This is a genomic window from Leucobacter sp. gxy201 (genome assembly GCF_051043335.1).
Lineage (GTDB): Bacteria > Actinomycetota > Actinomycetes > Actinomycetales > Microbacteriaceae > Leucobacter.
Genome location: NZ_JAMXWS010000004.1, coordinates 86,080 through 108,630, shown reverse-complemented (window position 1 = coordinate 108,630; position 22,551 = coordinate 86,080). Strand labels below are relative to the sequence as shown.

Annotated in this window: 20 protein-coding genes; 10 read left to right on the top strand and 10 right to left on the bottom strand. The window is 71.5% G+C overall.

Going from position 1 to position 22,551, the window contains the following annotated elements; genetic code table 11:
• Positions 1 to 30: 30 nt before the first annotated feature.
• Both NHL51_RS07800 and NHL51_RS07795 read right to left on the bottom strand, forming a co-directional pair.
• Positions 31 to 912 (bottom strand): polysaccharide deacetylase family protein, encoded by an 882-nt coding sequence (locus tag NHL51_RS07800; RefSeq protein WP_434142914.1) that lies wholly within the window; start codon positions 910 to 912, stop codon positions 31 to 33.
• A gap of 58 nt (positions 913 to 970) precedes the next feature.
• Positions 971 to 1,975: an asparaginase domain-containing protein gene (locus NHL51_RS07795; RefSeq protein ID WP_434142913.1), complete on the bottom strand. Its 1,005-nt coding sequence runs from the start codon at positions 1,973 to 1,975 to the stop codon at positions 971 to 973.
• A gap of 323 nt (positions 1,976 to 2,298) precedes the next feature.
• On the opposite strand from NHL51_RS07795, the gene NHL51_RS07790 reads away from it, so the two are divergent.
• Positions 2,299 to 3,315, top strand: a complete 1,017-nt coding sequence (locus NHL51_RS07790) for a LacI family DNA-binding transcriptional regulator (protein WP_434142911.1) — start codon at positions 2,299 to 2,301, stop codon at positions 3,313 to 3,315.
• Positions 3,316 to 3,483: 168 nt separating this feature from the next.
• Positions 3,484 to 3,708: a hypothetical protein gene (locus NHL51_RS07785; protein WP_434142909.1), complete on the top strand. Its 225-nt coding sequence runs from the start codon at positions 3,484 to 3,486 to the stop codon at positions 3,706 to 3,708.
• 102 nt (positions 3,709 to 3,810) lie between these two features.
• On the opposite strand, the gene NHL51_RS07780 is transcribed toward NHL51_RS07785, so the two are convergent.
• Together NHL51_RS07780 and NHL51_RS07775 are read right to left on the bottom strand one after the other, a co-directional pair.
• Positions 3,811 to 5,094 (bottom strand): DUF4232 domain-containing protein, encoded by a 1,284-nt coding sequence (locus NHL51_RS07780; protein WP_434142907.1) that lies wholly within the window; start codon positions 5,092 to 5,094, stop codon positions 3,811 to 3,813.
• 27 nt (positions 5,095 to 5,121) lie between these two features.
• A complete protein-coding gene (locus NHL51_RS07775) occupies positions 5,122 to 7,134 on the bottom strand; it encodes a M13 family metallopeptidase (RefSeq protein ID WP_434142906.1) in 2,013 nt (670 codons plus the stop codon).
• Positions 7,135 to 7,205: 71 nt separating this feature from the next.
• Here NHL51_RS07775 and NHL51_RS07770 point away from each other — a divergent pair, with 71 nt between their 5' ends.
• A complete protein-coding gene (locus NHL51_RS07770; RefSeq protein WP_434142905.1) occupies positions 7,206 to 8,450 on the top strand; it encodes an aminotransferase class I/II-fold pyridoxal phosphate-dependent enzyme in 1,245 nt (414 codons plus the stop codon).
• Entirely contained in the window at positions 8,443 to 9,777 is a 1,335-nt protein-coding gene (locus NHL51_RS07765; RefSeq protein WP_434142904.1) for an MATE family efflux transporter, read from the top strand. The genes NHL51_RS07770 and NHL51_RS07765 overlap by 8 nt, the downstream gene beginning before the upstream one ends.
• Before the next feature lie 13 nt (positions 9,778 to 9,790).
• Here the strand turns inward: NHL51_RS07765 and NHL51_RS07760 are convergent, their stop codons facing one another.
• The gene (locus tag NHL51_RS07760; protein ID WP_434142903.1) at positions 9,791 to 11,290 is read right to left on the bottom strand and encodes an alpha/beta hydrolase; all 1,500 of its coding nucleotides are present in this window, start codon (positions 11,288 to 11,290) and stop codon (positions 9,791 to 9,793) included.
• A gap of 184 nt (positions 11,291 to 11,474) precedes the next feature.
• Positions 11,475 to 13,022, bottom strand: a complete 1,548-nt coding sequence (locus NHL51_RS07755; RefSeq protein ID WP_434142902.1) for an alpha/beta hydrolase — start codon at positions 13,020 to 13,022, stop codon at positions 11,475 to 11,477.
• Positions 13,023 to 13,248: 226 nt separating this feature from the next.
• On the opposite strand from NHL51_RS07755, the gene ppgK reads away from it, so the two are divergent.
• Positions 13,249 to 13,992: a polyphosphate--glucose phosphotransferase gene (gene ppgK / locus NHL51_RS07750; RefSeq protein ID WP_434142901.1), complete on the top strand. Its 744-nt coding sequence runs from the start codon at positions 13,249 to 13,251 to the stop codon at positions 13,990 to 13,992.
• A 22-nt stretch (positions 13,993 to 14,014) separates the two neighbouring features.
• Here ppgK and NHL51_RS07745 read toward each other — a convergent pair whose 3' ends face one another.
• Positions 14,015 to 14,935 carry a helix-turn-helix domain-containing protein gene (locus NHL51_RS07745; protein WP_434142900.1) on the bottom strand — a complete coding sequence of 307 codons (921 nt, stop codon included), beginning with the start codon at positions 14,933 to 14,935 and terminating at the stop codon, positions 14,015 to 14,017.
• A gap of 102 nt (positions 14,936 to 15,037) precedes the next feature.
• Between NHL51_RS07745 and NHL51_RS07740 the strand changes: the two genes are divergently transcribed.
• A complete protein-coding gene (locus NHL51_RS07740; protein ID WP_434142899.1) occupies positions 15,038 to 16,375 on the top strand; it encodes an MFS transporter in 1,338 nt (445 codons plus the stop codon).
• Positions 16,376 to 16,434: 59 nt separating this feature from the next.
• Positions 16,435 to 17,127: an endonuclease NucS gene (gene nucS, locus NHL51_RS07735; protein WP_434142898.1), complete on the top strand. Its 693-nt coding sequence runs from the start codon at positions 16,435 to 16,437 to the stop codon at positions 17,125 to 17,127.
• Between the two features lie 167 nt (positions 17,128 to 17,294).
• Here nucS and NHL51_RS07730 read toward each other — a convergent pair whose 3' ends face one another.
• Positions 17,295 to 18,293, bottom strand: coding sequence for a PfkB family carbohydrate kinase (locus NHL51_RS07730; RefSeq protein WP_434142897.1), 999 nt, complete (start codon positions 18,291 to 18,293; stop codon positions 17,295 to 17,297).
• 20 nt (positions 18,294 to 18,313) lie between these two features.
• On the bottom strand, positions 18,314 to 18,853 hold the full coding sequence (locus NHL51_RS07725; RefSeq protein ID WP_434142896.1) for a TetR family transcriptional regulator: 540 nt from the start codon (positions 18,851 to 18,853) through the stop codon (positions 18,314 to 18,316).
• A 105-nt stretch (positions 18,854 to 18,958) separates the two neighbouring features.
• Here NHL51_RS07725 and NHL51_RS07720 point away from each other — a divergent pair, with 105 nt between their 5' ends.
• Genes NHL51_RS07720 through NHL51_RS07710 form a run of 3 tightly spaced genes read left to right on the top strand, consistent with a single transcriptional unit; the run spans position 18,959 to position 20,929 of the window.
• The gene (locus tag NHL51_RS07720; RefSeq protein ID WP_434142895.1) at positions 18,959 to 19,582 is read left to right on the top strand and encodes a biotin transporter BioY; all 624 of its coding nucleotides are present in this window, start codon (positions 18,959 to 18,961) and stop codon (positions 19,580 to 19,582) included.
• 34 nt (positions 19,583 to 19,616) lie between these two features.
• Complete coding sequence (locus tag NHL51_RS07715; protein WP_434142894.1) at positions 19,617 to 20,318, top strand: energy-coupling factor ABC transporter ATP-binding protein; 702 nt, start codon at positions 19,617 to 19,619, stop codon at positions 20,316 to 20,318.
• On the top strand, positions 20,315 to 20,929 hold the full coding sequence (locus NHL51_RS07710; RefSeq protein ID WP_434142893.1) for an energy-coupling factor transporter transmembrane component T family protein: 615 nt from the start codon (positions 20,315 to 20,317) through the stop codon (positions 20,927 to 20,929). The genes NHL51_RS07715 and NHL51_RS07710 overlap by 4 nt, the downstream gene beginning before the upstream one ends.
• Positions 20,930 to 20,999: 70 nt before the next feature.
• On the opposite strand, the gene NHL51_RS07705 is transcribed toward NHL51_RS07710, so the two are convergent.
• Positions 21,000 to 22,514: a phospholipase D-like domain-containing protein gene (locus NHL51_RS07705; protein WP_434142892.1), complete on the bottom strand. Its 1,515-nt coding sequence runs from the start codon at positions 22,512 to 22,514 to the stop codon at positions 21,000 to 21,002.
• Positions 22,515 to 22,551: the final 37 nt, after the last annotated feature.

Genomic DNA, 22,551 nt, shown 5'->3' with positions numbered 1-22,551 from the left:
CGGGTGTCCTTTCAGGGACGGGGAATGGGGTCAGTGGCGCGGGAAGCGCGCGTCGAAGTCGCGGGCGACATCCTTCATGAACATGAACTCGACGCCGTCGTGCTGCGACATGTGGTCGATGAGGCGCTCGAGCATCAGCAGGGTCTGGGGGCGGCCGCTGACATCGGGGTGGATGGTGATCGGGAAGACGGCGTAGTCCATCTCGCGGTAGACCCAGTCGAACTGGTCGCGCCACAGCATCTCGATGTCGCGCGGGCTCACGAAGCCGTGGCTGTTCGCGCTGCCCTTGATGAACATCATCGGGGGCAGGTCGTCGAGGTACCAGCTCGCGGGGATCTCGATGAGGTCGGTCTCCTCGCCGCGCACGAGCGGCTTCATCCACTCCTTGGCCGATGCGGCCTCGTAGTTGATCTTGGTCCAGGTGTCGCCGACGCGCACGCGGTACGGCATGTGGTCGTGGTGCATGAGCGAGTGGTCGTAGAGGAAGCCGCGCTCGAGCAGGATCTCGTTGGTGACCTTCGAGAACTCCCACCAGGGGGCGACGTAGCCGACGGGGCGCTCGCCCGTGCGGCTCTCGAACAGCTCGAGGCAGTGGTCGAGCACCTCGGTCTCCTGCTCGCGGGTCATGGCGATCGGGTTCTCGTGGCTGTAGCCGTGCACGCCGACTTCGTGGCCCGCCGCGACCGTGGCCTCGAACTGCTCGGGGAAGGTCTCGATCGAATGGCCGGGCCAGAACCAGGTGACCGGGATCTGTCGATCCTGGGCGAGCTTCAGCAGGCGGGGCACACCGACCTCGCCGGCGAACAGGCCGCGCGAGATATCGCCGGGCGAATCCTGGCCGCCGTACGAGCCGAGCCAGCCGCCGACGGCGTCGACGTCGATCCCGATGCTGACCATGATCTTCTTCGACATTTCAAATACTCCTTCGTGTTGATGGTGCGTGGGGTGATGCGTGCGGTGCCGGCCGCCGTCAGCCGGCGTGCCGCAGGAAGCGTGCGGTGAAGTCGGCGACCGTGGTCGGCGCCCCGGCCGGGTCGGCGAGCAGTGCCGCGGCGAGGATGCGGGCCTGGGCGTGGCCGAGCTCGGCGGCGGCGGTCGCCCCCGCCCGTACGATGTCGACTCCGCCGCCGCCGCCGTAGACCGGGGTGACGGGGCCGAAGGCGACGCGGGTCGCGAGCACGACGGGGGTGCCGGCTTCGGTCGCAGCCGCGACGGCCTGCGCGAAACCGGGGCCGGCGTTGCCGACGCCGGTACCGACGACCACGACGGCCTTCGAGCGCGCCGCCGCGATCTCGAAGAGCGCGGGGTCGATGCCGGGAGCCGCGATCACGGCGTCGACGACGAGCGTGTCGAAGGCCTCGCCGATCGCGAGCGGCGGGCCGGGCCGGGCCGGGCGGGCGTGCAGCGCGACGCCGTCGCCCCGCCGACGGGCGATGAGCACCCCGCCCTCGAACGGGCTCGGCGCCGTGGTATGCGCCTTCCGGGTACCCCGGGCCGCCACGAGGTCGCCGCCGAAGGCGATGCCGGCCCCGATTCCGCGCAGTTCGGGGCTCGCGGCGAAAGCGATGGCGTCGGCGATGTTGCGGCCGCCGTCGGGGGCGATGGTGTCGGCGGCGAACTGGGCGCCGGTGAACACGATCGGGGCGCAATCGGAGTCGGCGCCATCGGTGCCGGCACCGGCGAGCAGATCGGTGAGGTAGGCCGACTCCTCCATGGTGTCGGTGCCGTGGGTGACCACGACGCCGTCGACGCCGGGCTCGGCGGCGGCAGCGGTGGCGGCCTCGGCGATCCGGCGCATCTCGGCGAAGCCGATGTTGTAGCTGCCGATCGTCATCACGTCGCGGGCATCGAGCTCGCAGTCGGGGGCGAGCGGGGCGAGCAGGTCGGAGATGCTGCTCGTCGCGACCGCATTCGCCTCGGCGCTGCCGCGCGAGGCGATGGTGCCTCCGGTGCCGAGCACGACGATTCTTCTCACGAAAAACGCTCCCTTGGGTGTTCCGGTGAACAGCTGCTGTATCCGACATTTAACACTACGCAATCGCTTGCCGCAAGCGATTGTCGCACACGTTTGCTGCAATCGTTGGATGAAAGCAGTCGAAGACCGCCCTGCTGACGACGATTCGAGTGCTCGCGACGGCGATCCCGTACGGAAACCGTCGACGATGCGGGCCGAGATCTCCGGGCACCGACATCCGGGTAGGATGATGGGGCATCGCACCGGCAGAGCGGACCGGCGCGTCGCCGCGGCCCACGAGCGCCCGCGGAGCACGTACACATACCGAGCGAGGCTGGAGGATCATGCACACCAGCCGCCCGATCACGCTGAAGGCCCTCGCGAGCGAACTCGGCCTCAACCCGTCGACGGTATCGCGGGTACTGAACGACCCCGCGGGGCCGAAGAGCCGCTGGGCCGCCGCGGATACCGCGGAGCGCATCATCTCGCTCGCCGCCGAACGCGGGTACACGCGCAACCCCTACGCTGCCTCGCTGCGCACGGCCCGATCGAACCTCGTCGGCGTCATCGTGCCCCGACTGCAGGACTACGTGCTCTCCACGATCTACGAGGGCATCGACGAGGCCGCCACCGCGAACGGCTGCCTCACCATGGTCTCGAACTCGCTCGACGACGCCGAACTGCGCCGCACGAAGACCGAGCGCCTGCTCGCGAGCAGGGTCGACGGCCTCGTCTTCGGCGACGCCCGCTCGGACCAGCGCGAGCTCTTCGACGAACTGAACGAGCGCCGCGTGCCGCACGTGCTCGTGAGCCGCAGACTGACCGGGCACATCTCGGTCACCTGCGACGACGAGGCCGGCGGACGCATGATGGCCGAGCACCTGGTCGCGACCGGACGCACCTCGTTCGGCATCCTCGCCGGCAAGCTCGGCACCTCCACCTCCGAGCTGCGCACCCGCGGCTTCGTCGACGCATTGCACGAGCACGGCATCGACGACGACCGCATCACGATCGTGCACGGCGGCTTCGACGCGATCGCCGGTCGCGAGTCGTCGGAGCAGCTGCTCTCGGCCGGCCCGCCGCCCGAGGCCATCTTCGCGGCCAACGACTTCGCCGCCATCGGAGCGCTCGGCGCGCTCACCGCCCGCGGCATCCACATCCACGACGATGTCGCCATCTGCGGGTACAACGACACTCCGCTCGCGACGAGCGTCGGGCTCACGAGCGTGCGTTCGCCGATGCACCGCATGGGTTTCCGCGGTTACGAGCTGCTCACCGAAGTGCTCCGGGGCGGCACACCCGACAGCGAGCGGCTCGCCCCCGAGCTGATCGTGCGCGGCAGCACCCGCGCAGAGCGCTGACACTGCCGGCAGACCCGACCGGCCGGTCATGGCCCGCCCGGGCGAGGGGTGAAGCCTCGGTACGACGACTCGCGACCCCGGGCCGCGCTCGGCGTCCCCCGATCGGCGGAGGCGAGTTCACCCGGCAGCCGGATCCGCGCGGCGACCGCGGTGCGTAACGTCGATGACATGGACGAGCAGCAGAACGACGCACAACCGGACCCGGAGCAGCCGAACGACGCACAGCAGAACCCGGGCTATGCGGCCGCGGGCTCGGGCCTCGCGATCGGCATCGCAGTCGGAGCGGGTATCGGTGCAGCGCTCGGCGACGTCGCGATGGGCCTCGCGCTCGGAATGTCGCTCGGCATCATCTTCGGCATGTCGGTGCACTACCTGAAACGGCGCCCGAAATAGGCCGGTGGGCCGGTAGGCCGCTCAGCGCACGGATGCTCGGCTGCAGGCTCGTATTGCTCGCGGCCCCGGATCATCGTCGTGCGTGGAGCACGATGATCCGGTTCACGGGTCGCTCGGCACGGGGCCCGAGTCGGCCGCCCAGGCCGTGACGGCTACGGTCGCCCCCGACACGATGTCGAACGGGGCACTTGGCGGCCAGGGGTGCCGTTCATCTCCCGGCAGCAGGGCGGCATAGATCTCGGTGGCCACGAGGGATCCCTGCGTGGAATTCGCATTCCAGCCGATCCGAGTGATCGCCCATTCACCGGGGCCGAGCGATACCTCCAGCGGGCCGGGGTCTTCCGGCGCCATGAAGGAGGGTCCGTGCTCCACCGCCACATCGAGCAGATGTCCGTTCTGGTCGGCGAACGCGATGTCGGGATAGCCCTGCAGCACGCACGCGGATTCACCGCCGTTCACGACGCGCAGGGTCTGCAGACGGTGGCCGGTTGCCGCGTCGGCATCACCGTACATCAAGGTCATCTCCTCAGCGGCGCACGCACGCGGACCCCGGTCGGAGGGGTCCACAGCCCCCTCGGAGGCGGAGGCTCGCGCCGGCACCGCCTCTCCGGTGGCATAGGGATCAGGGGCGGATCCCGTGCGCGGAGTGCCGGCTTCGACGGCCGCAGCCCGCTCGGCCTCCGCGGCCTCGGCCTGCGTCTGCCGATGCCAGGATCGGTCGCCGCCGACGCTGACGATCGCGTAGGCGGCGACCGCGATCAGGGACACGACGATGAGCGCGATGGGCCGCTGAATCACACGCAGCGGTGGCCCGACGGGGTGCCGGCCATCCGCGGCAGCAGACAGCGCGCGGGATCCTCCGCTCCGGATCCGTGGCGCGGCGATCAGGGCGATGATCCAGCCGTAGAGGGCTCCCCAGTAGGCACCATGGGCGGCAGAGGCGCCGAGATCCACCACCGAGAGCGCGCTCCGCAGCCCCATTCCGGGCGGCAAGGCCGCAAACCGCGCCAGATCGGTGACGGCGCCGAGGATGGTGCCGGCGAGGATCGTAGCCAGCCAGACCGCCGCCCGGCCACCAGCCGCAGGCCGACGACCGGGTCGGCCGCTCCCGCGCTGCAGCAGACCGGCAACGGTGAGTGTGACGAGCGCGAGGGCGATCCCGCCCAGAATGACGGTCAGAGCACCCCAGGCCCCGCGACGCATCCATACCGTTCCCGGCAGCGTCTCGGGCAGTGCCGCGCCCAGGAGCGAACCGTAGGAGGTGAACCAGCGCAGCGCCTGAAGAGCGCCCCCGCTCGCGATCCACAGCGCCGCGGCCGCGATGCAGAAGAGCCACCGGCGCGCTCCGCTACGCCTCGGGTCGCCCATCTCTGCAAGCTGCTGCACCGCTCCGACCTCCATCCCGGCTCGCGACTACCAGATCGAGACGCGCTCCTCGGGGGCGAGCCACAGCCCGTCGCCCGGCCGCGTCGCATATGCCTCGTGGAATGCGTCGAGATTGCGCACGATCTGGTTGCACCGGAACTCGTTCGGCGAATGCGGGTCGATCGTGAGCAGGCGCACCGTCTCCTCCGGGCGCGACTTCTGCTGCCACGCCTGCGACCAGGCGAGGAAGAAGCGCTCGGCGCCGGTCAGCCCGTCGATGACGGGCGACTCCGCTCCGCCGAGCGAGCGCCGGTACGCCTTCCAGGCGATCTCGAGGCCCGACAGGTCGCCGATGTTCTCGCCGATGGTGAGCTCGCCGTTGACGGTCTGCCCCTCCGCCCCCTCGGGCGAGAGCGCGTTGTACTGGCCGATGAGCGCGCCCGTGAGCTGCTCGAAGGCCTCCCGGTCGGCAGCCGTCCACCAATCGGTGAGGCGGCCGTCGCCGTCGTAGCGCGACCCCTGGTCATCGAAGCCGTGGCCGATCTCGTGGCCGATGACGGCGCCGATCGCGCCGAAGTTCGTGGCCGCATCCCACGACGCATCGAAGAAGGGCGGCTGCAGGATCGCAGCCGGGAAGACGATCTCGTTGAAGCCCGGGTTGTAGTAGGCGTTCACCGTCTGCGGGGTCATGAACCACTCGTCGCGGTCGATGGGCCGCCCCACCTTGCCGAGTTCGCGGGCGAATTCGGATTCGGCGACGCGACGCGAATTGCCGAGCAGGTCGCCGGCATCGGTGGCGAGCTCCGAGTAGTCCCGCCATTTGACCGGGTAGCCGATCTTCGGCGTGAACTTGCCGAGCTTCTCGAGCGCGCGCTCCCGCGTGTCGGCGCCCATCCACGACAGCCCCTCGATCGACTCTCGATAGGCCTCGATGAGGTGCCCGACGAGCTCGTCCATCGACGCCTTCGCTGACTCGTCGAAGTGGCGCTCGACGTAGAGGCGGCCGACGGCCTCGCCCATCGCGCCCTCGACGAACGAGACTCCGCGACGCCAGCGCTCGCGCTGCTCGGGGGCGCCGGTGAGCGCGGTGCCGTAGAAGTCGAAGTTGGCGCGCGAGATCTCCTGCGACAGCAGAGCGGCCGAGCCGCGCACGATGGCCCAGACGAGCCACGCGCGCCACGCCTCGAGCTCGCCCTCGTCCGAGCGGGCGGCGCCGAGCAGGGCCGACAGCCCCGCGAGCGCCTCGGGCTGCGCTGCGACGACCTCGGCGAACGCGGCCTCGGGGGCGCCCATCGCGGCGAGGTACGCCGACCAGTCGAGCTCCGGGGTGATCTCGGCGAGACCCGCGAAGTCGCGCAGGTTGTAGAGCTTCTGGATGTCGCGGCTCGCGACCTTGTCCCAGTGCGCGGCCGCGATGCGGGTCTCGAGATCGAAGGCGAGACCGGCGAGGCGCTCCGCATCGGCGTCGTCGCCGGCGGCGCCCGCGAGGCGCAGCATGCGGGCGATGTGGGCGCGGTACTGCTCGCGGATCTCGGCGAACTGCTCCTCGCGGTAGTACGACTCGTCGGGCAGCCCGATGCCGCCCTGCATCACGAACACGATGTAGCGCGCGGGATCGCCCGGGTCGTTGTCGACGAACATGCCGAAGAAGCCGCCGAGGCCCTGGCGCTCGAGGTCTGCGACCGTCGCGATGAGCTCGTCGACCGTGGCGATGGCGCGGGCCCGCTCGAGATCGGCGGCGATGGGCGCGGCTCCGAGCGAGTCTGCGCGGTCGGTGTCCATGAAGCTCGCGTAGAGCGCCGCGACCTTGTCGGCCTCGGCCTCCGCGCCGCCCGAGATCAGCCCGGGCGCGGGAGCGTCCGTGCCCGTGATGATGTCGCGCACCGCCTCTTCGGCGTTCTCGGCGAGCACGGCGAACGAGCCGTAGCGCGCCTTGTCTCCAGGGATCTCCGTGCGATCGATCCACTTGCCGTTGACGTGGCGGAAGAGGTCGTCCTGCGGCCGCGTCGAGGGGTCGAGTTCGGCGAGGTCGATGCCCGACTGGGCTGCTGCATTGCTCATGGGCACCAGCCTATCGATGCGTGCTTGGAACGGCCGCCAGAACCGAGGTCGACGAAACTAGACTGGCAGGCATGACCTCCCGCCCTCCTCTCCCGGCTCCGCGATGGCGCGAAGTCGCCCGCGCGACCGGGCTCATTGCTCCCGACGGCAGCACGCGGCCCACCATCTTCACGGAGATGTCGGCGCTCGCCCGCCGTACGGGAGCCGCGAATCTCGGACAGGGCTTCCCCGATGCCGACGGCCCCGAATGGGTGCGCGAGGTCGCGGCCCAGGCGATCCGCGACGGCATCAACCAGTACCCGCCCGGTCAGGGCATCCCGGCGCTGCGCCGCGCGATCGCCGCCCACCGGCAGCGCCACTACGGCATCGTTCTCGACCCCGAGACCGAGGTGGTAGTGACCGCGGGGGCGACCGAGGCGATCACGGCGGCGGTGCTCGCGCTCGCGGGCCCGGGAGACGAGGTCGCGACGATCGAGCCGTTCTACGATTCGCACGCGGCCGCCATCGCGCTCGCCGGGGCGACGCATACGACGGTGCCGCTCGTCCCGGATGACGGCGGGTTCGCGCTCGATCTGGCGGCGCTCGACGCCGTCGTGGGCGAACGCACGCGCGTCATCATCGTGAACACCCCGCACAATCCGACCGGCGCGGTGCTCGGGCGCCGCGAGCTCGAGGCGATCGCCGACGCCGCCCGCCGCGTCGACGCGATCGTCGTGACCGACGAGGTCTACGAGCATCTGCTGTACGGCGGCGAGCGCCACACTCCGATCTCGACGCTGCCGGGCATGGCTGAGCGCACGATATCGATCTCGTCGGCGGGCAAGACGTTCTCGCTCACCGGGTGGAAGATCGGCTGGGCCACCGGCCCGGCAGCACTCATGGAGGCGCTGCTCGCGGTCAAGCAGTTCCTCACCTTCTCGGGCGGCGCCCCGTTCCAGCCCGCGATCGCGCGGGCGCTCGCCGAGGGCGACGCCGATGTCGAGGCGCTGCGGCGATCCCTGGAGCACCGCCGCGGGCTGCTGCTCGACGGGCTGCGCGCCGCGGGGCTCACGGTCGTGGAGCCGGGCGGCACCTACTTCGTGTGCGCCGATGCGTCGCCGTGGCTCACTGCCGAGATGCCCGACGGCGCGGCCCTCGCGCGGGCGCTGCCCGAACTCGCCGGGGTGGCGTGCGTGCCGGTGTCGGCGTTCTGCCTGCAGGGGTCGCCGACTGCGACCGCTCTCGCGCCGTGGGTGCGGTTCACCTTCGTGAAGGACGAGGAGACCATCCGCACCGCCATGGCGCGGCTGCGCGAGTTCGCGGCAGGCCGTGGCTGAACGCGCGCCCGGAACTCGCGGCATCGACCGCAGCATCGCGGGCCTCGCGATCCCAGCGCTCGGCGCGCTCGTCGCCGAGCCGCTCTTCCTCATCGTCGATTCGGCGCTCGTCGGCCACCTCGGCGCGGCTCCCCTCGCGGGCCTCGCCGTCGCGGGCGCCGTGCTGCAGACGGCCGTCGGTCTCATGGTGTTCCTCGCCTACTCGACGACGCCGTTCGTGGCTAGGCGCCGCGGCGCCGGCGACCTGCGCGGCGCGGTGCAGGCGGGGGTCGACGGGCTGTGGCTCGCGCTCGGTCTCGGAGCGCTCGTCGGCGCCGCGATGTGGGCCGCGAGCCCCTGGCTGGTGGGCCTCTTCGGCACCGACGCGGCGACATCCGGCCACGCGGTGACGTATCTGGCGATCTCGTGCCTCGGCATCCCCGCCATGCTCGTCGTGTTCGCGGCGAGCGGGCTGCTGCGCGGCATGCTCGACACCCGCACCCCGCTCGTCGTGGCGACGATCGGCTTCGCGGTCAACGCGCTGCTGAACTGGTGGTTCATCACCGGCCTCGGCTGGGGCATCGCGGGCAGCGCCTGGGGCACGGTCGCCGCCCAGTGGGGCATGGTCGCCGTCTACCTCGCCGTCATCGCGCGCCACGTGCGGCGCGCGGGCGGCGACTTCCGGCCGCGCCGCGACGGCCTCGGCCGGGTGGGGCGCAGCGGCGGCTGGCTCTTCATCCGCACGATCGGGCTGCGCGCCGCGTTCCTCGCGACCGTGTTCGCTGCGACGAGCCACGGCACCGACGCGACGGCCGGTTACCAGGTCGTGTTCACGATCTTCTCGACGGCGGCCTTCGCGCTCGACGCGCTCGCCATCGCAGCGCAGGCGCTCGTCGGCGAGGCGCTCGGCGCCCGCGACGCCGACCGTGCGCGGCTCGTCGTGCGGCGATCCCTGTTCTGGGGGCTCGCGAGCGGGGGCGCGATCGGGCTGCTGCTCGCCGCCTGCAGCCCCCTGCTCGGCCGGGTCTTCACGAACGATGCCGCGGTGCTCGCGATCCTGCCGCTGCCGCTCATGGTGCTCGGGCTGTCACTGCCGCTCGGCGGGTACGTGTTCGTGCTCGACGGCGTGCTCATGGGCGCGGGCGATGTGCGCTACCTCGCATGGACGAGCCTCGTGAACCTTGCCGTCTACCTCCCGATGCTCTGGGCCGTCACCGTCGCGGTGCCGAGCGGCGTCGCGGCGCTCACCGCACTGACCGCGAGCTTCTGCATCGTGTTCATGGCTGCGCGCGCGACGACGCTGGGGCTTCGCGCGCGCAGCGGCTCGTGGGTGCAGCTGGGCGTGTAGCAGCCGGTGCGGATCAGTCCGTCTGGCAGACCAGCCTCTGCTCGGGCAGCTCGCCCGCGAGCAGGAACTGCGTGACCGCGTCGTCGATGCACGTCGAGCGGTCGGTGTAGCTGGCACCGTGCCCGTGGCCCTCGAGCGTGACGAAGCGGGTGTTGCCCATCTGCGCCGCGAGATGACGCCCGTTCTCGTACGGCGTCGCATGGTCGCCGGTGACGCCGAGCACAAGCACCGTCGTACCCTCCGGCGCCGAGAACGATTCGAGGTCGTCGCCCGATTCGGGCAGCGCACCGCACGAGATGTCGGCGTACTGCGCGACGAACTCCTCGGAGATCTCGGGGCCGCCCAAGAGCTCCGGCGCACCCATCTTCTCGATGGTCTCGATGAGTCCGAGAATGTCCGGATCCTGCGGCAGGGAGTGGCAGCCGACGATCTGGCCGGCGAAGCTCACGGACGCCCCGCCGCCCGCGAGCGCCTCGGCGATGGCGTCGATGCCCTGCTGGTCGCCCGCGAGTGCCGCGCCCACGGTGTCGAGCACCACCGGGCGGCCGACGTCGCGGCCGTAGAGCCCGGTCTGCAGGTAGGAGAAGAGCGTCCAGCCGTCGATCTCGGTGCCGTCGCTCGCGACGAGCGGCTGCTCCGCGAGCTGCTGCATCTTCGCCCCCAGGTCGTCGTCGCTCCGCAGCGGGCACACCTCGACCTCGTAGAGCGTGCCGCAGTTCGCGAGCATCGCATCGATCTCGGCGACCATAGCGAGCGACTGCGTGTAGTTGCCGGTCGGCGCGGCCCACGTGTCGTCGGGGGCGCTGTCGAGCACCATGCGCCCCACGCGCTCCGGGAACAGCGTCGAGTAGGTCGCCCCGAGTATGGTGCCGTACGAGTAGCCGAGGTAGTCGAGCTTCGGCTCGCCCTGCAGCGTGCGCAGCAGGTCCATGTCGCGGGCGACCTGCGAGGTGCCCATCGAATGCGCGAGCGGCTGTTCCGCGGCGCAGAGGGCGAGCTGCAGTTCGCGCACGTTCGACATCTGCTCGCACTCGATCGGCGTGCTGCGGCCGATGCCGCGCGGGTCGAAGCCGATCAGGTCGTACTGCTCCATCACCTGCTGGAACGCCGACGAGACGGTCATGCCGAAGGTGTAGTCGATCCCGCTGGCGCCCGGGCCGCCGGGGTTGCCGAACAGCGTGCCGATCTTCTCGCCGCCCGTCGCGGGGATGTGCACGACGGCAAGCTCGATGGTGCCGTGGTTCTTCGGGTCGTTCCAGTCAATGGGGGCCGTGATCATGGCGCATTCGAAGGTCTCGTGCGCGACGCCCTCCTCTCGCAGACGCTCGCGACCGGTGTCGTGGAGGCCGTAGTCGGCATCGCACTCGCCCCAGTCGATCGTCTGCGCGTACACGGCCGGGAACGATTCCGCCTGCACGCCGCTCGGCGAGTCATCTGCGGCCGGGGCGCACGCGCTCAGCAGCAGCCCTGCGACGGCGAGCGCAGCCGCGCTCGCGAAGATCCGTTTTCCCATCGTCCATCTCCTTCGATCCCCAAGTTCTGGACACAGTCCAATCGGGTCGAATATATCGACCCTCCGGGGTACCCGGAGTGCGCTTCCGCCCTCGTTGCGCAAGTTGGATCGGCGGCGCGCAAGCTGGGTGCGCACGCAGCCCGGGCGAGACGTCGAGGCGCCACGATGCGCGCGGCCGGCCGCGTCAGTCGTCGGTGCAGACGGTGCCCGTCGCGGGCATCTCGCCCGCCACGAGGTAGGCGGTGACCGCAGCGTCGATGCAGCTCGAACGGTCGCTGAACGAGGCCGCGTGCCCCTGACCGTCGAGCGTGAGCAGGGTCGCCGGGCCGAGCTCGTCCACGAGCTCCTGCGCGTAGGGGTACGGCGTCGCGTGGTCGCCGGTGATGCCGATGACGAGGATCGGGCCGGCGCCCGCCGCGTCGAACGACTCGGTGACGTCGAGCCCGCTCTCGGGCAGCGCGTAGCACGACAGATCGACGAACGGCGCGAGCACCTCGTCGGTGATCTCGGGGCCGCCCATGAGCCGCGGCACGCCGACCCGCTCGACGTGGGCGAGCAGGCCCGGAATGTCGGGTTCGATGGGGAAGGAATGGCAGCTGACCACGCGCATCGCCAGATCGGCGCTGCCGCCCGAGACCTCTGCGCCGAGCGCATCGATCGCCTCCTGGTCGCCGAAGAGCGCGAGCGCGACGGTGTCGAGCACGATCCCTCGCCCGTAATGGCTCGAGTACAGGGCGCCCGTCAGATACCCGTAGAGGTCGGCGCCCGTGATCTCGGTGCCGTCGCTCGCGACGAGCGGCTCGGTCTGCAAGCGTTCGAGCACCGCGAGCACCGACGCCTCGGAGTCGAACGGGCACACCTCGACCTCATCGGCGTACTCGGTGCGGCAGTCGGTCGCGAGCGCGACGACGGCCTTCGCGATCGCGACCTGCTGCTCGAAGGAGTGGATCGGGCTCGCCCACTCGGCGTTCTCGGCGCTGTCGAGCACCATGCGCCCGACCCGCTCGGGGAAGATGCTCGCGTACGTCGCACCGAGCATGGTGCCGTACGAGTAGCCGAGGTAGTCGAGCTTCTCGGCTCCCTGCAGCGCGCGCAGCAGCTCCATGTCGCGCGCGACCTGCACGGTGCCCATCGTGCGGGTCAGGGGGTGCTCGGCGATGCACTCGCCGAGCTGGATCTCGGGCAGCTCCGAGACTCCCGCATCGCAGTCGATCGGAGTGCTCGACCCGATGCCGCGCGGGTCGAACCCGAGCAGATCGTAGTGCTCGAGCACCTGATCGAAGCCCGGGGCCGCCGCCATGCCGAGCATGAAGTCGATGCCCGTCGCACCGGGCCCGCCGGGGTTGCCGATCAGCGTGCCCCGCGGCTCCCCCGTCGCGAGCACCCGCACGACCGCGAGCTCGATGGTCTGCTCGTTCTCGGGGTCGTTCCAGTCGAACGGCGCCGTCACGGCCCCGCACGCGATGCCGTCGGGTTCGACTCCCGATGCTTCGAGCGACTCGGTCAGGTCGGCGTCGAGCCCGTCATCGGCGTCGCACTCGCGCCACTCGACCCGCTGCTCGTACACGGAGGCGAAGCTCTCGGCCTGCCATGCCGCCCCGTGGGCGCGCGGTTCGAGCACCGGGTCGGCGGCGGGTGCGCACGCGCCGACCCCGATCATGAGGACGGTCGCGACGACGACGCCGACCGTGCGCATCCGACGAGACTCCGCTGCTGCCGCACTGACACCCATGCGCACAGCGTATTGCCCGCGACGACGGGCCGCATCCTCCACATGCGCGGTATCCCGGAGTGCGCTCGTCGACGGGCGGGGCCGGCAGCGCGAACCCGGGCATTCTTCCCGGCCCCGGCCCCGGCCTCGGCCCGGCCATGTTTGACCCGGCATCGCGCGTAGGGAACACTCTTGTGCTGTGGGGGCGACCACCCGACGGCCGCCCCACCGACCGGAGGCGAACGGCATGGTTCAGGCATTGGGGCTCGACATCGGGGGCACCGGCATCAAGGGCGCGATCGTCGACGTGACCACCGGAGCACTCGCGGGCGAGCGCTTCCAGCTGCCGACGCCGCAGCCGGCCACCGTCGAGGCGGTGCTCGATACGGTCGCGCGGATCGTCGAGTCTGCGCAGTGGGACGGCCCGATCGGCTGCACCTTCCCCGGAATCGTCAAGCACGGCGTCGTCGGCACCGCCGCGAACGTCGACAAGGCCTGGATCGGCGTGAACCTCGCCGACCGGCTCTCCGCGCGCATCGGGCGCCCGGTCGCCGCGCTGAACGACGCGGATGCGGCCGGCGTGGCCGAGATGCGGCTCGGCGCGGGCCGCGGGGCGACCGGCATCGTGATGCTCATCGCGCTCGGCACCGGAATCGGTTCGGCCCTCTTCCTCGACGGCAAGCTGCTCATGAACACCGAGTTCGGTCACCTCGAGCTCGACGGCTTCGACGCCGAGAAGCGGGCGGCGACCTCGGCCCGGGTGCGCGAAGACCTGTCGTACCCCGAGTGGGCGGAGCGCCTGCAGCGCTACTTCGGCCATGTCGAGCACCTGTTCTCGCCCGACCTGTTCATCGTCGGCGGCAGCGTCAGCCAGAGCGCCGACCGGTTCCTGCCGCTGCTCGATCTGCGCACCCCCATCGTCCCGGCCGCGATGCGCCAGAACTCCGGCATCGTAGGCGCAGCGCTCTGGGCGGTCTCCGGCAACGAGTAAGGGGCGCAGGCCGCGCCCCGGGTCAGCGGGCGATCCGCAACTCCTTCGGCCCGACCCCGTAGAGCTCGTCGAGCGCCCGCCGCATGCTGGCCGGCGACCCGAAGCCCGCCTGCGCCGCGACCTCGCGCACGTCGAGCGCATCGAAGCGGGCATCCTGCAGCACCGACCGCGCCACACGAGCGCGCTCGCGCCTGATCTCGGCCGCCACCGAGCTCTCGGCCTCGGCGAACACCGCCTGCAGGTGCCTGAGCGAGACCCCGATGCGGGCCGCGAGGGCCTGCGGTGTGAACCGCACATCGCCCGCATTCCCGGCGATATCGGCGAGAGCCCGCTCGCGCACCACCGCGCGCGGCGTGCCCTGCGGCCACGCGGCCCCTTGCCGGCCGAGCACGAGCGTGCCCGCCATGTCGAGCACGAGGCGGTCGACGGTGCGGCTCTCGCCCTCCGAGACGAGTGCTTCGCCCGCGACGGCCTGCTCGAGGAACCCCTGCATCGCGCGCTCGGTCACCGTGAGCTCGGAGTAGACGCCGACTTCGTCGTTCAGCATCGGCACATAGGCGAGCAGCGCCTCGCGGGGGATGCGCACGACGACGAACCGCCACGGTCCGAGGAAGCGCACGCGGCGCGGCAGCCCGCTCGGCGCGATCATGAGCGGCCCGCTCGAGACGCGCCACTCGGCGCCGTCGAGGTACTCGAACTCGCCCTCGTCGACGAAGACGATGTCGATGGTCGGCAGGCCGGGCCGCAGCGGTCGGCGCTCGATCTCCGACCCCGAGCCCCATGCCTCGATGACGATGATCGCCCCGAACGCGCTCACGCGGGCCTGCATGCCGATCTCGCCGCCACTGCCGCGCACCCCCGTGCGCTGGAAATCGCCCTCGGCGAAGTCGGTGATGGAGCGTTCGGGCAGGCCCTCAACATTCGCCGCTGAAATGGTAGTCACAGCCAAACGCTACTGCACGCAGAGGGTTCCCAGATCCGTTCTGCGCAGATTGCCCCCAGATCGCGCAGAGAATCGGGCAGCTCCGCTGACTACACTCGATGTGTGACCGACCGCTCCCCTTCGCCTCGCCCCGAGGTCATCCGTTGGGTGCGCGCCGTGCCCTTCATCTTCCTGCTCGTCGGCCTGAGCTTCGGCACCTGGCTCAGCCGTCTCCCCGCCGTGCGCGACCAGCTCGGTGCGAGCGCGTCGCAGATGGGACTCTACGGCCTCTGCCTCGCCGCCGGCAGCGTCGCGGCCCTCATCATCTCGGGCACCGTCATCCAGCGCTTCGGGGCGCGGCGCGTGCTGCTCGTCGCCGGGCTCACTGCCGCCGTCGCGCTGCCGAGCGCGGCCGCCGTGCTGCTGGGGTGGGCGATCCCTGTCGGGCTCGCCCTGCTCTTCGCGTTCGGCTTCGCCTTCAGCATCTGCGATGTCGCCATCAGCGTGAGCGGCGCCAACGCCGAAGCGGCGCTCGGCAAGCCGCGCATGCCCCTCATGCACGCGGGCTACAGCCTCGGCGCCGTCGCCGCGACCGGCATCGGCGCGGCCGCGGAGGCGGCCGCGGTGCCCGTACCGGTGCACCTGGCGATCGTCATGGCGGCGAGCGCGGTGGTGCTCCTGCTCCTCCTGCGCGCCCTCCCCCACGACGAGCTCGCGGTGCGCCGGGCGGCGACCAGCGGCGGCGCCGACCCCGCGCTCGCCATCACCGGGCCGGTGCCGGTCGTCGCGCACACCGGGGCCGACCCCGTCGTCACCCACACCGGCGCGATCCCGATCATCCCCGATGAGCACGGCTCAGCGGGCGCCGCGTCGCCCGCCCTTCGCCCCGGGCCGCGCAGGTACTCGCCCTGGCGCGACCCGCGCCTCATCGTGATCGGCGTCATCACGCTCGCGTTCGGCATCTTCGAGGGCACCGCCGCCGACTGGCTGCCGCTCGCCCTCGTCGACGGTCGCGGTCTCGGCAACGACCTCGGCGCGACCATGCTCAGCGTGTTCTTCTTCGCGGCGCTCGCGACCCGCATCGTCGGCTCGTGGCTGCTCGGGCGCTTCGGCCGGGTGACGATGCTGCGCGCCTCGGCCGCGCTCGCCGCGATCGGCGTCGTGCTGCTCATCCTCGTGCCGGGCACCGCCGCAGCCGTCGTCGGCGTCGTATGCTGGGGCATCGGCAGCGCGCTCGGCTGGCCCGTCACCCTCTCGGCGGCGGCCGACGACCCCGAGCACGCGGCGCGCGCCGTCGCGGCCGTCGCGGGCATCGGGTACGGGTCGATGCTCGTGGGCCCGCTCGCCTTCGGCTTTCTCGGCGATCACTTCGGTCTGCTCACGGCGTTCTGGGCGCTGGTGCCGTTCGCGATCTACGTCGTCGTCGCGGCCGGGGTCGCGAGGCCGCGGCCGCACGCGTAGGCGGCGCGGGCCGCTCGCCCGCTCAGGCGCGCGTGCGGCGGCCGGGGTAGACTACCGCGGTGCGAATCGTTGTTGCAGACTGCTCCGTTGACTATGCCGGGCGCCTGTCGGCCCACCTGCCGCGGGCGAAGCGCGTGCTCATGCTCAAGAACGACGGCTCCATCCTGGTGCACTCCGATGGCGGGTCGTACAAGCCGCTCAACTGGATGAGCCCGCCCTGCACGCTCGCCCCGCTCGAGCTCGACGACGAGCAGCAGGCCGCCGGCATCGTCGAGGCGTGGGAGGTCACGCACAAGAAGACCGCCGACAAGCTCGTGGTGTCGCTCTTCGAGATCATCCACGACACGTCGCACGACCTCGGCATCGACCCGGGCCTCATCAAGGACGGCGTCGAAGCGCACCTGCAAGAGCTGCTCGCCGAGCAGATCGGCCTCGTGGGCGACGGCCACACTCTGGTGCGGCGCGAGTACATGACCGCGATCGGTCCGGTCGACATCCTCGCCCGCGACGCGGCGGGCGCCTCGGTCGCGATCGAGATCAAGCGGCGCGGCGAGATCGACGGCGTCGAGCAGCTCACCCGCTACCTCGAGCTCATGAACCGCGACCCGGTGCTCGCGCCGGTGCAGGGCGTGTTCGCGGCGCAGGAGATCAAGCCGCAGGCCCGTACGCTCGCCGAGGACCGGGGCATCCGCTGCCTCGTGCTCGACTACGACGCGATGCGCGGCATGGAGGACAAGAACACGCTATTCTAGGGCGGCTGGCCGCCTGCCGGCGATCCCTGGCGCGCTCATGCCCCGTGCCGTGGGCGCGTGGGTTCATTCGGATTCTGCAGCTCGTTCGGACGTTCTGCGGCCGATTCGTCCGCATGACGTCTCATCTCCGACTGAGCTCGCGCGGGCCTCCGGCGCCTCGGGCGCCTCTACAGGGATCGCCGAGCGGCGTCGAGCTCGGCGAGCGTCGGCGGGTTCGCGCCCGCCCGGCTCACCGTGATCGCCGCCGCCTGCGCGCTGCGTTCGAGCAGCACCCCGAGTTCGGCGTCGCGCAGCGCACCGAGCGCCGCGCGGGCCTCAGCCCCGTAGGCGCCCGCCGAGAGCAGCCCGTCGAGCAGCGCGCCCATGAAGGTATCGCCCGCGCCGACCGTGTCGACGACGTCGACGGGCACGCCCGCGACCGTCAGCTCGGTGCGCCCGGCAGGCGCGCCCGCACCGGCACCGCCGCGTACGGCGACGACGCCCTCGGCACCGCGCGTGACGACGACGAGCGCCGGCCCCGCGGCCGCCCAACGATGCGCGACTGCGACCGGATCCTCCCCCGGATGCAACCACGCGATGTCTTCGTCGCTCGCCTTCACGACGTCGGAGCGGGCGATGAGCGAGCGCACCCGCTCGCGCACCGCCCCGGCCTCGGCGTCCGCGCCGCCGATGAGTGCCGGCCTGATGTTCGGGTCGTAGCCGATGAGGGCGCGGCCCCGCATCGCGTCTACCAGCCGCGACAGCTCGTCGGCGCCGGGCGCCAGGAACGCGCCGATCGACCCGGCATGCAGCACGTCGGGCCGGCCGGCGTCGGCGGCATCGAAGTTCCACACGAGATCGAACTCGTAGGTCGCGGCGCCCGTCTCGTCGAGCAGGGCCGTAGCGGTCGCGGTGCGGGCGCCGGCGCTGCCGAGCACTGCGACCCCCGAGGCCGCGAGCCACTCGCGCACCGTGCGCCCCCGCTCGTCGTCGCCGAGCGAGGTGAGCAGTCGCGGCGAGCGCCCGAGTCGGCCGAGCGCGAGCGCGACGTTCGCCGGGCTGCCGCCGGGGCTCTCGTCGTGCGTGCCGTCGGCGCGGTGCACGATGTCGACGAGCGCCTCTCCGACGAGGAGCACCTCGGGATCGGTCGGCGTCTCGCGCGCTCGCGGGTTCGGGGCAGTGGTCACAGCGTCTCCTCCATGCGGCGTCAGCGGGTATCGGCGTCGGGCACGAGCCCGCGCAGGATGATGTCGAGCCCGCGACCGAACGATGCGTCGAGGTCGAACACGGGCGGCGCCTGACCGCCCGCGGGCGGGGCGTCGAGCAGGGCGCCGAACTGCGCGGCCTGCCGGTGCGTCTGCGTCGACTGCGCATGCCCGAAGGTGAAGAGCAGCAGCGTGCGCGCACCGTCGGCGCCGACCATCTCGGCGAGACTGCGCTCGATCTCGGAGGATCCGAGGCGGAAGGCCTCGGCGGTGGCGACGACGTCGGCGCCGTCTCGCACGCGGAGCATCGCATCACGCAGCGCGATGCAGAGTGCGCGCGCGTCGTGCAGGCGGCCGACGCGGCCGACGATCTCGTCGGCCATCAGCGCGAGCAGGCTCTGCTTGTTCGGCACGTGATGGTAGAGCGCGCTCGGCTGCACGTCGAGGGCGGCGGCCACCCGACGCATCGAGCATCCCTCGAGCCCCTGCGCGTCGAGCACGCCGAGCGCCGCGGTCACGACATCGGCGAGGGTGTTGCGCATTCCCCCAGCCTAGCGCTAACCTGAACACCGTTCACCAGAACACTGTTCAGGTAGCGCGATCCCGCCGATCCCTGCCCCGATTCAGACACCGCCCCAGGAGACCTCGTGACCGCGACCGCCGACCAGCAGCCGACCACCGCGAACGCCGCCCCCGCCCGCAAGAAGCGCGGCACCGCGACCGACCTCGCCCTCATCGCGACGTTCGCCGCCCTCATCGCCGTCTGCGCGCTGCTGCCCGCGATCAGCGTCGGCGGCCTCGTGCCCATCACCCTGCAGACCTTCGCCGTCATGCTCGCCGGCGCGGTGCTCGGCGCGAAGCGCGGCTTCCTCGCCGTGCTGCTCTACCTCGCGGCCGGCGCCATCGGCCTCCCCGTGTTCTCGGGCGGCTCGGCCGGCATCGCCCCCTTCGTCGGCCCGTCGGCCGGCTACCTCTTCGCGTTCCCCCTCGCCGCCGCCCTCTGCGGCTTCATCGTCGAGCGCCTGCCCCGCAAGAAGCTCGCCACGAGCATCCCGCTCACCTTCGCCGCCGGCTTCGCCTCGAGCCTCGTCTTCATCCACACCCTCGGGCCCCTCGGCATGTCGGTGTTCGGCGGGCTCGCGCTCCGCGAGGCCTTCCTCTTCGACCTCACCTTCTACCCCGGTGACATCGTCAAGAACATCCTCATGGCCCTCGTCGCGACCGCCGTGCACCGCGCGTTCCCCGCGCTCCTGCCTACCCGCTCGAAGTAGCGCCCCGAACTGCCGCCCGAAGGTGACCCGCCCCGTGATCGAATTCCGCAGCGCGACCGTGACCGCCCCCACGGGCGACGCCACGATCCTGCACCCGACGACGCTCGAGCTCTCCGAGCAGCGCATCTCGATCATCGGCGGCAACGGCTCGGGCAAGTCGACGCTCGCTCGGCTCATCAACGGGCTCGTCGCACCGAGCAGCGGCGCGGTGACGGTGTCGGCGTCGGGCGGCCCTCCGCTCGACACGATGCGCGACGGCACGGCCGTGCGCAGGCTCGTCGGCTTCGTCTTCACCGACCCGGCCGCCCAGCTCATCATGCCCACCGTCGTCGAAGACGTCTCGCTGTCGCTGCGCCGATCGCATCGCGACAAGCGCGAACGGCACGCGGCCGCGCTCGCGGCGCTCGAACGGTTCGGGCTCGACGCCCTCGCCGACCGCAGCGTGCACACCCTGTCGGGCGGTCAGAAGCAGCTGCTCGCCCTCGCCTCGGTGCTGACGGGCGAACCGGCGATCGTCGTCGCCGACGAACCGACCACGCTGCTCGATCTGCGCAACGCCCGCAAGATCGGCGACCTGCTCATGGGGCTGCCCCAGCAGACCGTCGTCGTGACGCACGACCTCGAGCTCGCGGCCCGCGCCGAGCGCACACTCGTCATCGACGGCGGCCGCATCGCCTTCGACGGCGCACCCGACACGGCGATCGCGCACTACCGCGAGCTGGCGGCGCACTCATGAGCGGCGTCAGCCCGCTCGGCTCCTACCTGCCGGGCGACTCGCCGCTGCACCGCCTACGGCCGGGGGCGAAGCTCATCGGCCTCTTCGTCTTCGCCACCGCCGCCGTGGCGCTGCGCTCGGTGCCGAGCACGGTCGTCGCGCTCATCATCGCCGTCGCGCTCGGCCTCGTCGCGGGCCTGCGCGGCCGCGACCTCTGGCGGATGCTCAGCCGCTTTCTCATCGTGGGGGCGCTGCTCTTCGCGTTCCAGGCCTGGCAGCACGGGTGGGAGCGCGGCGTCGAGGTCGTCGGCACGCTCATCGCGCTCATCCTCGCGGCGAGCGCGCTCACCGCGACCACGGCGGTCGAGGACACGCTCGACACGATCACCTGGGCCCTCGGGCCGCTGCGCCGTTTCGGCGTCGACCCCGAACGGGTGGCGCTCGCCTTCTCGCTCGTGATCCGCGCGATCCCGAGCATCCTCGGCATCGCGCACGAAACGCGGGCCGCCGCGCGCGCCCGAGGGCTCGAACGCAGCCCGCGCGCCCGGCTCGTGCCGTTCGTGCTGCGCACCGTCTCGCACGCGCAGCTCACGGGCGAGGCGCTCGCGGCCCGCGGCATCGGCGACGAGTAGCCCCGCGAGGTGCTCCGACGTCGAACGCCGGCACCGGGTCCGCGAGGCGCTCCGCCCCCGCGCCCGCCCGCTACTGCAGCGCCGAGGTCAGGCGCATCACCGACTCGGTGTACCGCCTGAGGGGCGAGCGCTTCGGCCACGCCTGCGCGTCGAGCACGGTGCTGCGGGCCGCGTACCCCGCGATCACGTCGCCGATCTGCGCGACGATATCGCCGCCGTAGGCGAGCAGGCTGATCTCGTAGTTGAGGCCGAACGAGCGCATATCCATGTTCGACGACCCCATGACGGCGCAGGTGTCGTCGATGAGGAAGCACTTCGTGTGCAGCACCTCGGGCTGCGGGTACAGGTGGATCGTCACGCCGGCGTCGAGCAGCGACTGGTAGTACGACGACTGCGCGCGATCCACCATGAACTGATCGGCGACCGCGCTGACGTAGAGCTCGACCTGCACGCCGCGGTACGCCGCGGTGGTGATCGCGGCGAGGATCGACTCGTCGGGCACGAAGTACGGGCTCACGATCGCGAGCCGCCGCTTCGCCGTGTAGATGAGCGAGGTGAAGGCCTTCAGGTTGGGTTCGGTGCGGAAGCCCGGGCCCGACGGGATGAGCTGCACGGCGTTGACGTCTCCGCCGACCGCAGGAGCCGGCCCGGAGGCGACGAAGCGCGGGGCCGCCCCGGGCCTCCCGCCCGCCTCGGGGCGGTAGGCGTGCACGTCGATGAGCTCGCCGCTCTCGGTGAACCAGTCGACCGCGAACACCGCCTCGAGCGAGGCGACGATCTCGCCGCTCAGCTCGACGCTGATGTCGTTCCAGAAGCGCCCGACGCGCTCGTTCTTCGCCGACCCGTACGAGGCGGCGATCAGATTCTGCGACCCCATGATCGCCGTTCTGCCGTCGACCACCATGAGCTTGCGGTGATTGCGCAGGTCGATGCGGCGCATGCGGCCCTGGAGCGGCAGGAAGGGCAGCATCAGACGCCACTCGATGCCCGCATCCGTCATGCTCTGCAGAAACTGCTTGAAGCCGTCGTACTTGCGCGAGCCGAGGTGGTCGAGCAGCACCCGCACCCGCACGCCGCGCCGCACGGCCTCTTCGAGCGCCCGGAAGAACGGTTCGGTCACGGCGTCGCGGGCCATGATGTAGATCTCGACATGGATCGACTCGACCGCCTGCTCCGCGAGCCGCGTCATACGCGCGATGCCGGCCTCGTAGTCGCGCTCGACGCCGTGGTTGCGACCGGTGACCATGGGCAGCGCGGTGAGGGATCTCGACAGCTCCACGATCCCTGTCAGGTCTGCCGGCAGCGAGACCGATTCGGGCACCGGCGGCACCGCGCTCGTGCCCTCGGCGAGGATCTTGTTCGCCTCGGCCTGGATGGCGGCGCGCCGGCGGTCCACGTACGGGCTGCCGAGGATGAGGAACAGCGGCACGCCGACGATCGGCAGGAAGAGGATCAGCAGGAGCCAGCCCATCGAGGACGAGGGCTTGCGGTTCTCGGGCACCACCCCGATCGCGATGATCTTCACGAGGTACTCGATGATGATGAAGACGATCGCGATCACTGACGCGATGCCGGTTCCGGTCACTGCTTCCTCCGGGGTTCGTGGGGTGTTCGCATTCTCG

Excerpts from the sequence above, each read along its gene's own strand:
- NHL51_RS07800 (WP_434142914.1), bottom strand. The coding sequence starts at position 912 with ATGTCGAAGAAGATCATGGTCAGCATCGGGATCGACGTCGACGCCGTC.
- NHL51_RS07790 (WP_434142911.1), top strand. The coding sequence starts at position 2,299 with ATGCACACCAGCCGCCCGATCACGCTGAAGGCCCTCGCGAGCGAACTC.
- NHL51_RS07785 (WP_434142909.1), top strand. The coding sequence starts at position 3,484 with ATGGACGAGCAGCAGAACGACGCACAACCGGACCCGGAGCAGCCGAAC.
- NHL51_RS07775 (WP_434142906.1), bottom strand. The coding sequence starts at position 7,134 with ATGAGCAATGCAGCAGCCCAGTCGGGCATCGACCTCGCCGAACTCGAC.
- NHL51_RS07770 (WP_434142905.1), top strand. The coding sequence starts at position 7,206 with ATGACCTCCCGCCCTCCTCTCCCGGCTCCGCGATGGCGCGAAGTCGCC.
- NHL51_RS07760 (WP_434142903.1), bottom strand. The coding sequence starts at position 11,290 with ATGGGAAAACGGATCTTCGCGAGCGCGGCTGCGCTCGCCGTCGCAGGG.
- NHL51_RS07755 (WP_434142902.1), bottom strand. The coding sequence starts at position 13,022 with ATGGGTGTCAGTGCGGCAGCAGCGGAGTCTCGTCGGATGCGCACGGTC.
- ppgK (WP_434142901.1), top strand. The coding sequence starts at position 13,249 with ATGGTTCAGGCATTGGGGCTCGACATCGGGGGCACCGGCATCAAGGGC.
- NHL51_RS07725 (WP_434142896.1), bottom strand. The coding sequence starts at position 18,853 with ATGCGCAACACCCTCGCCGATGTCGTGACCGCGGCGCTCGGCGTGCTC.
- NHL51_RS07710 (WP_434142893.1), top strand. The coding sequence starts at position 20,315 with ATGAGCGGCGTCAGCCCGCTCGGCTCCTACCTGCCGGGCGACTCGCCG.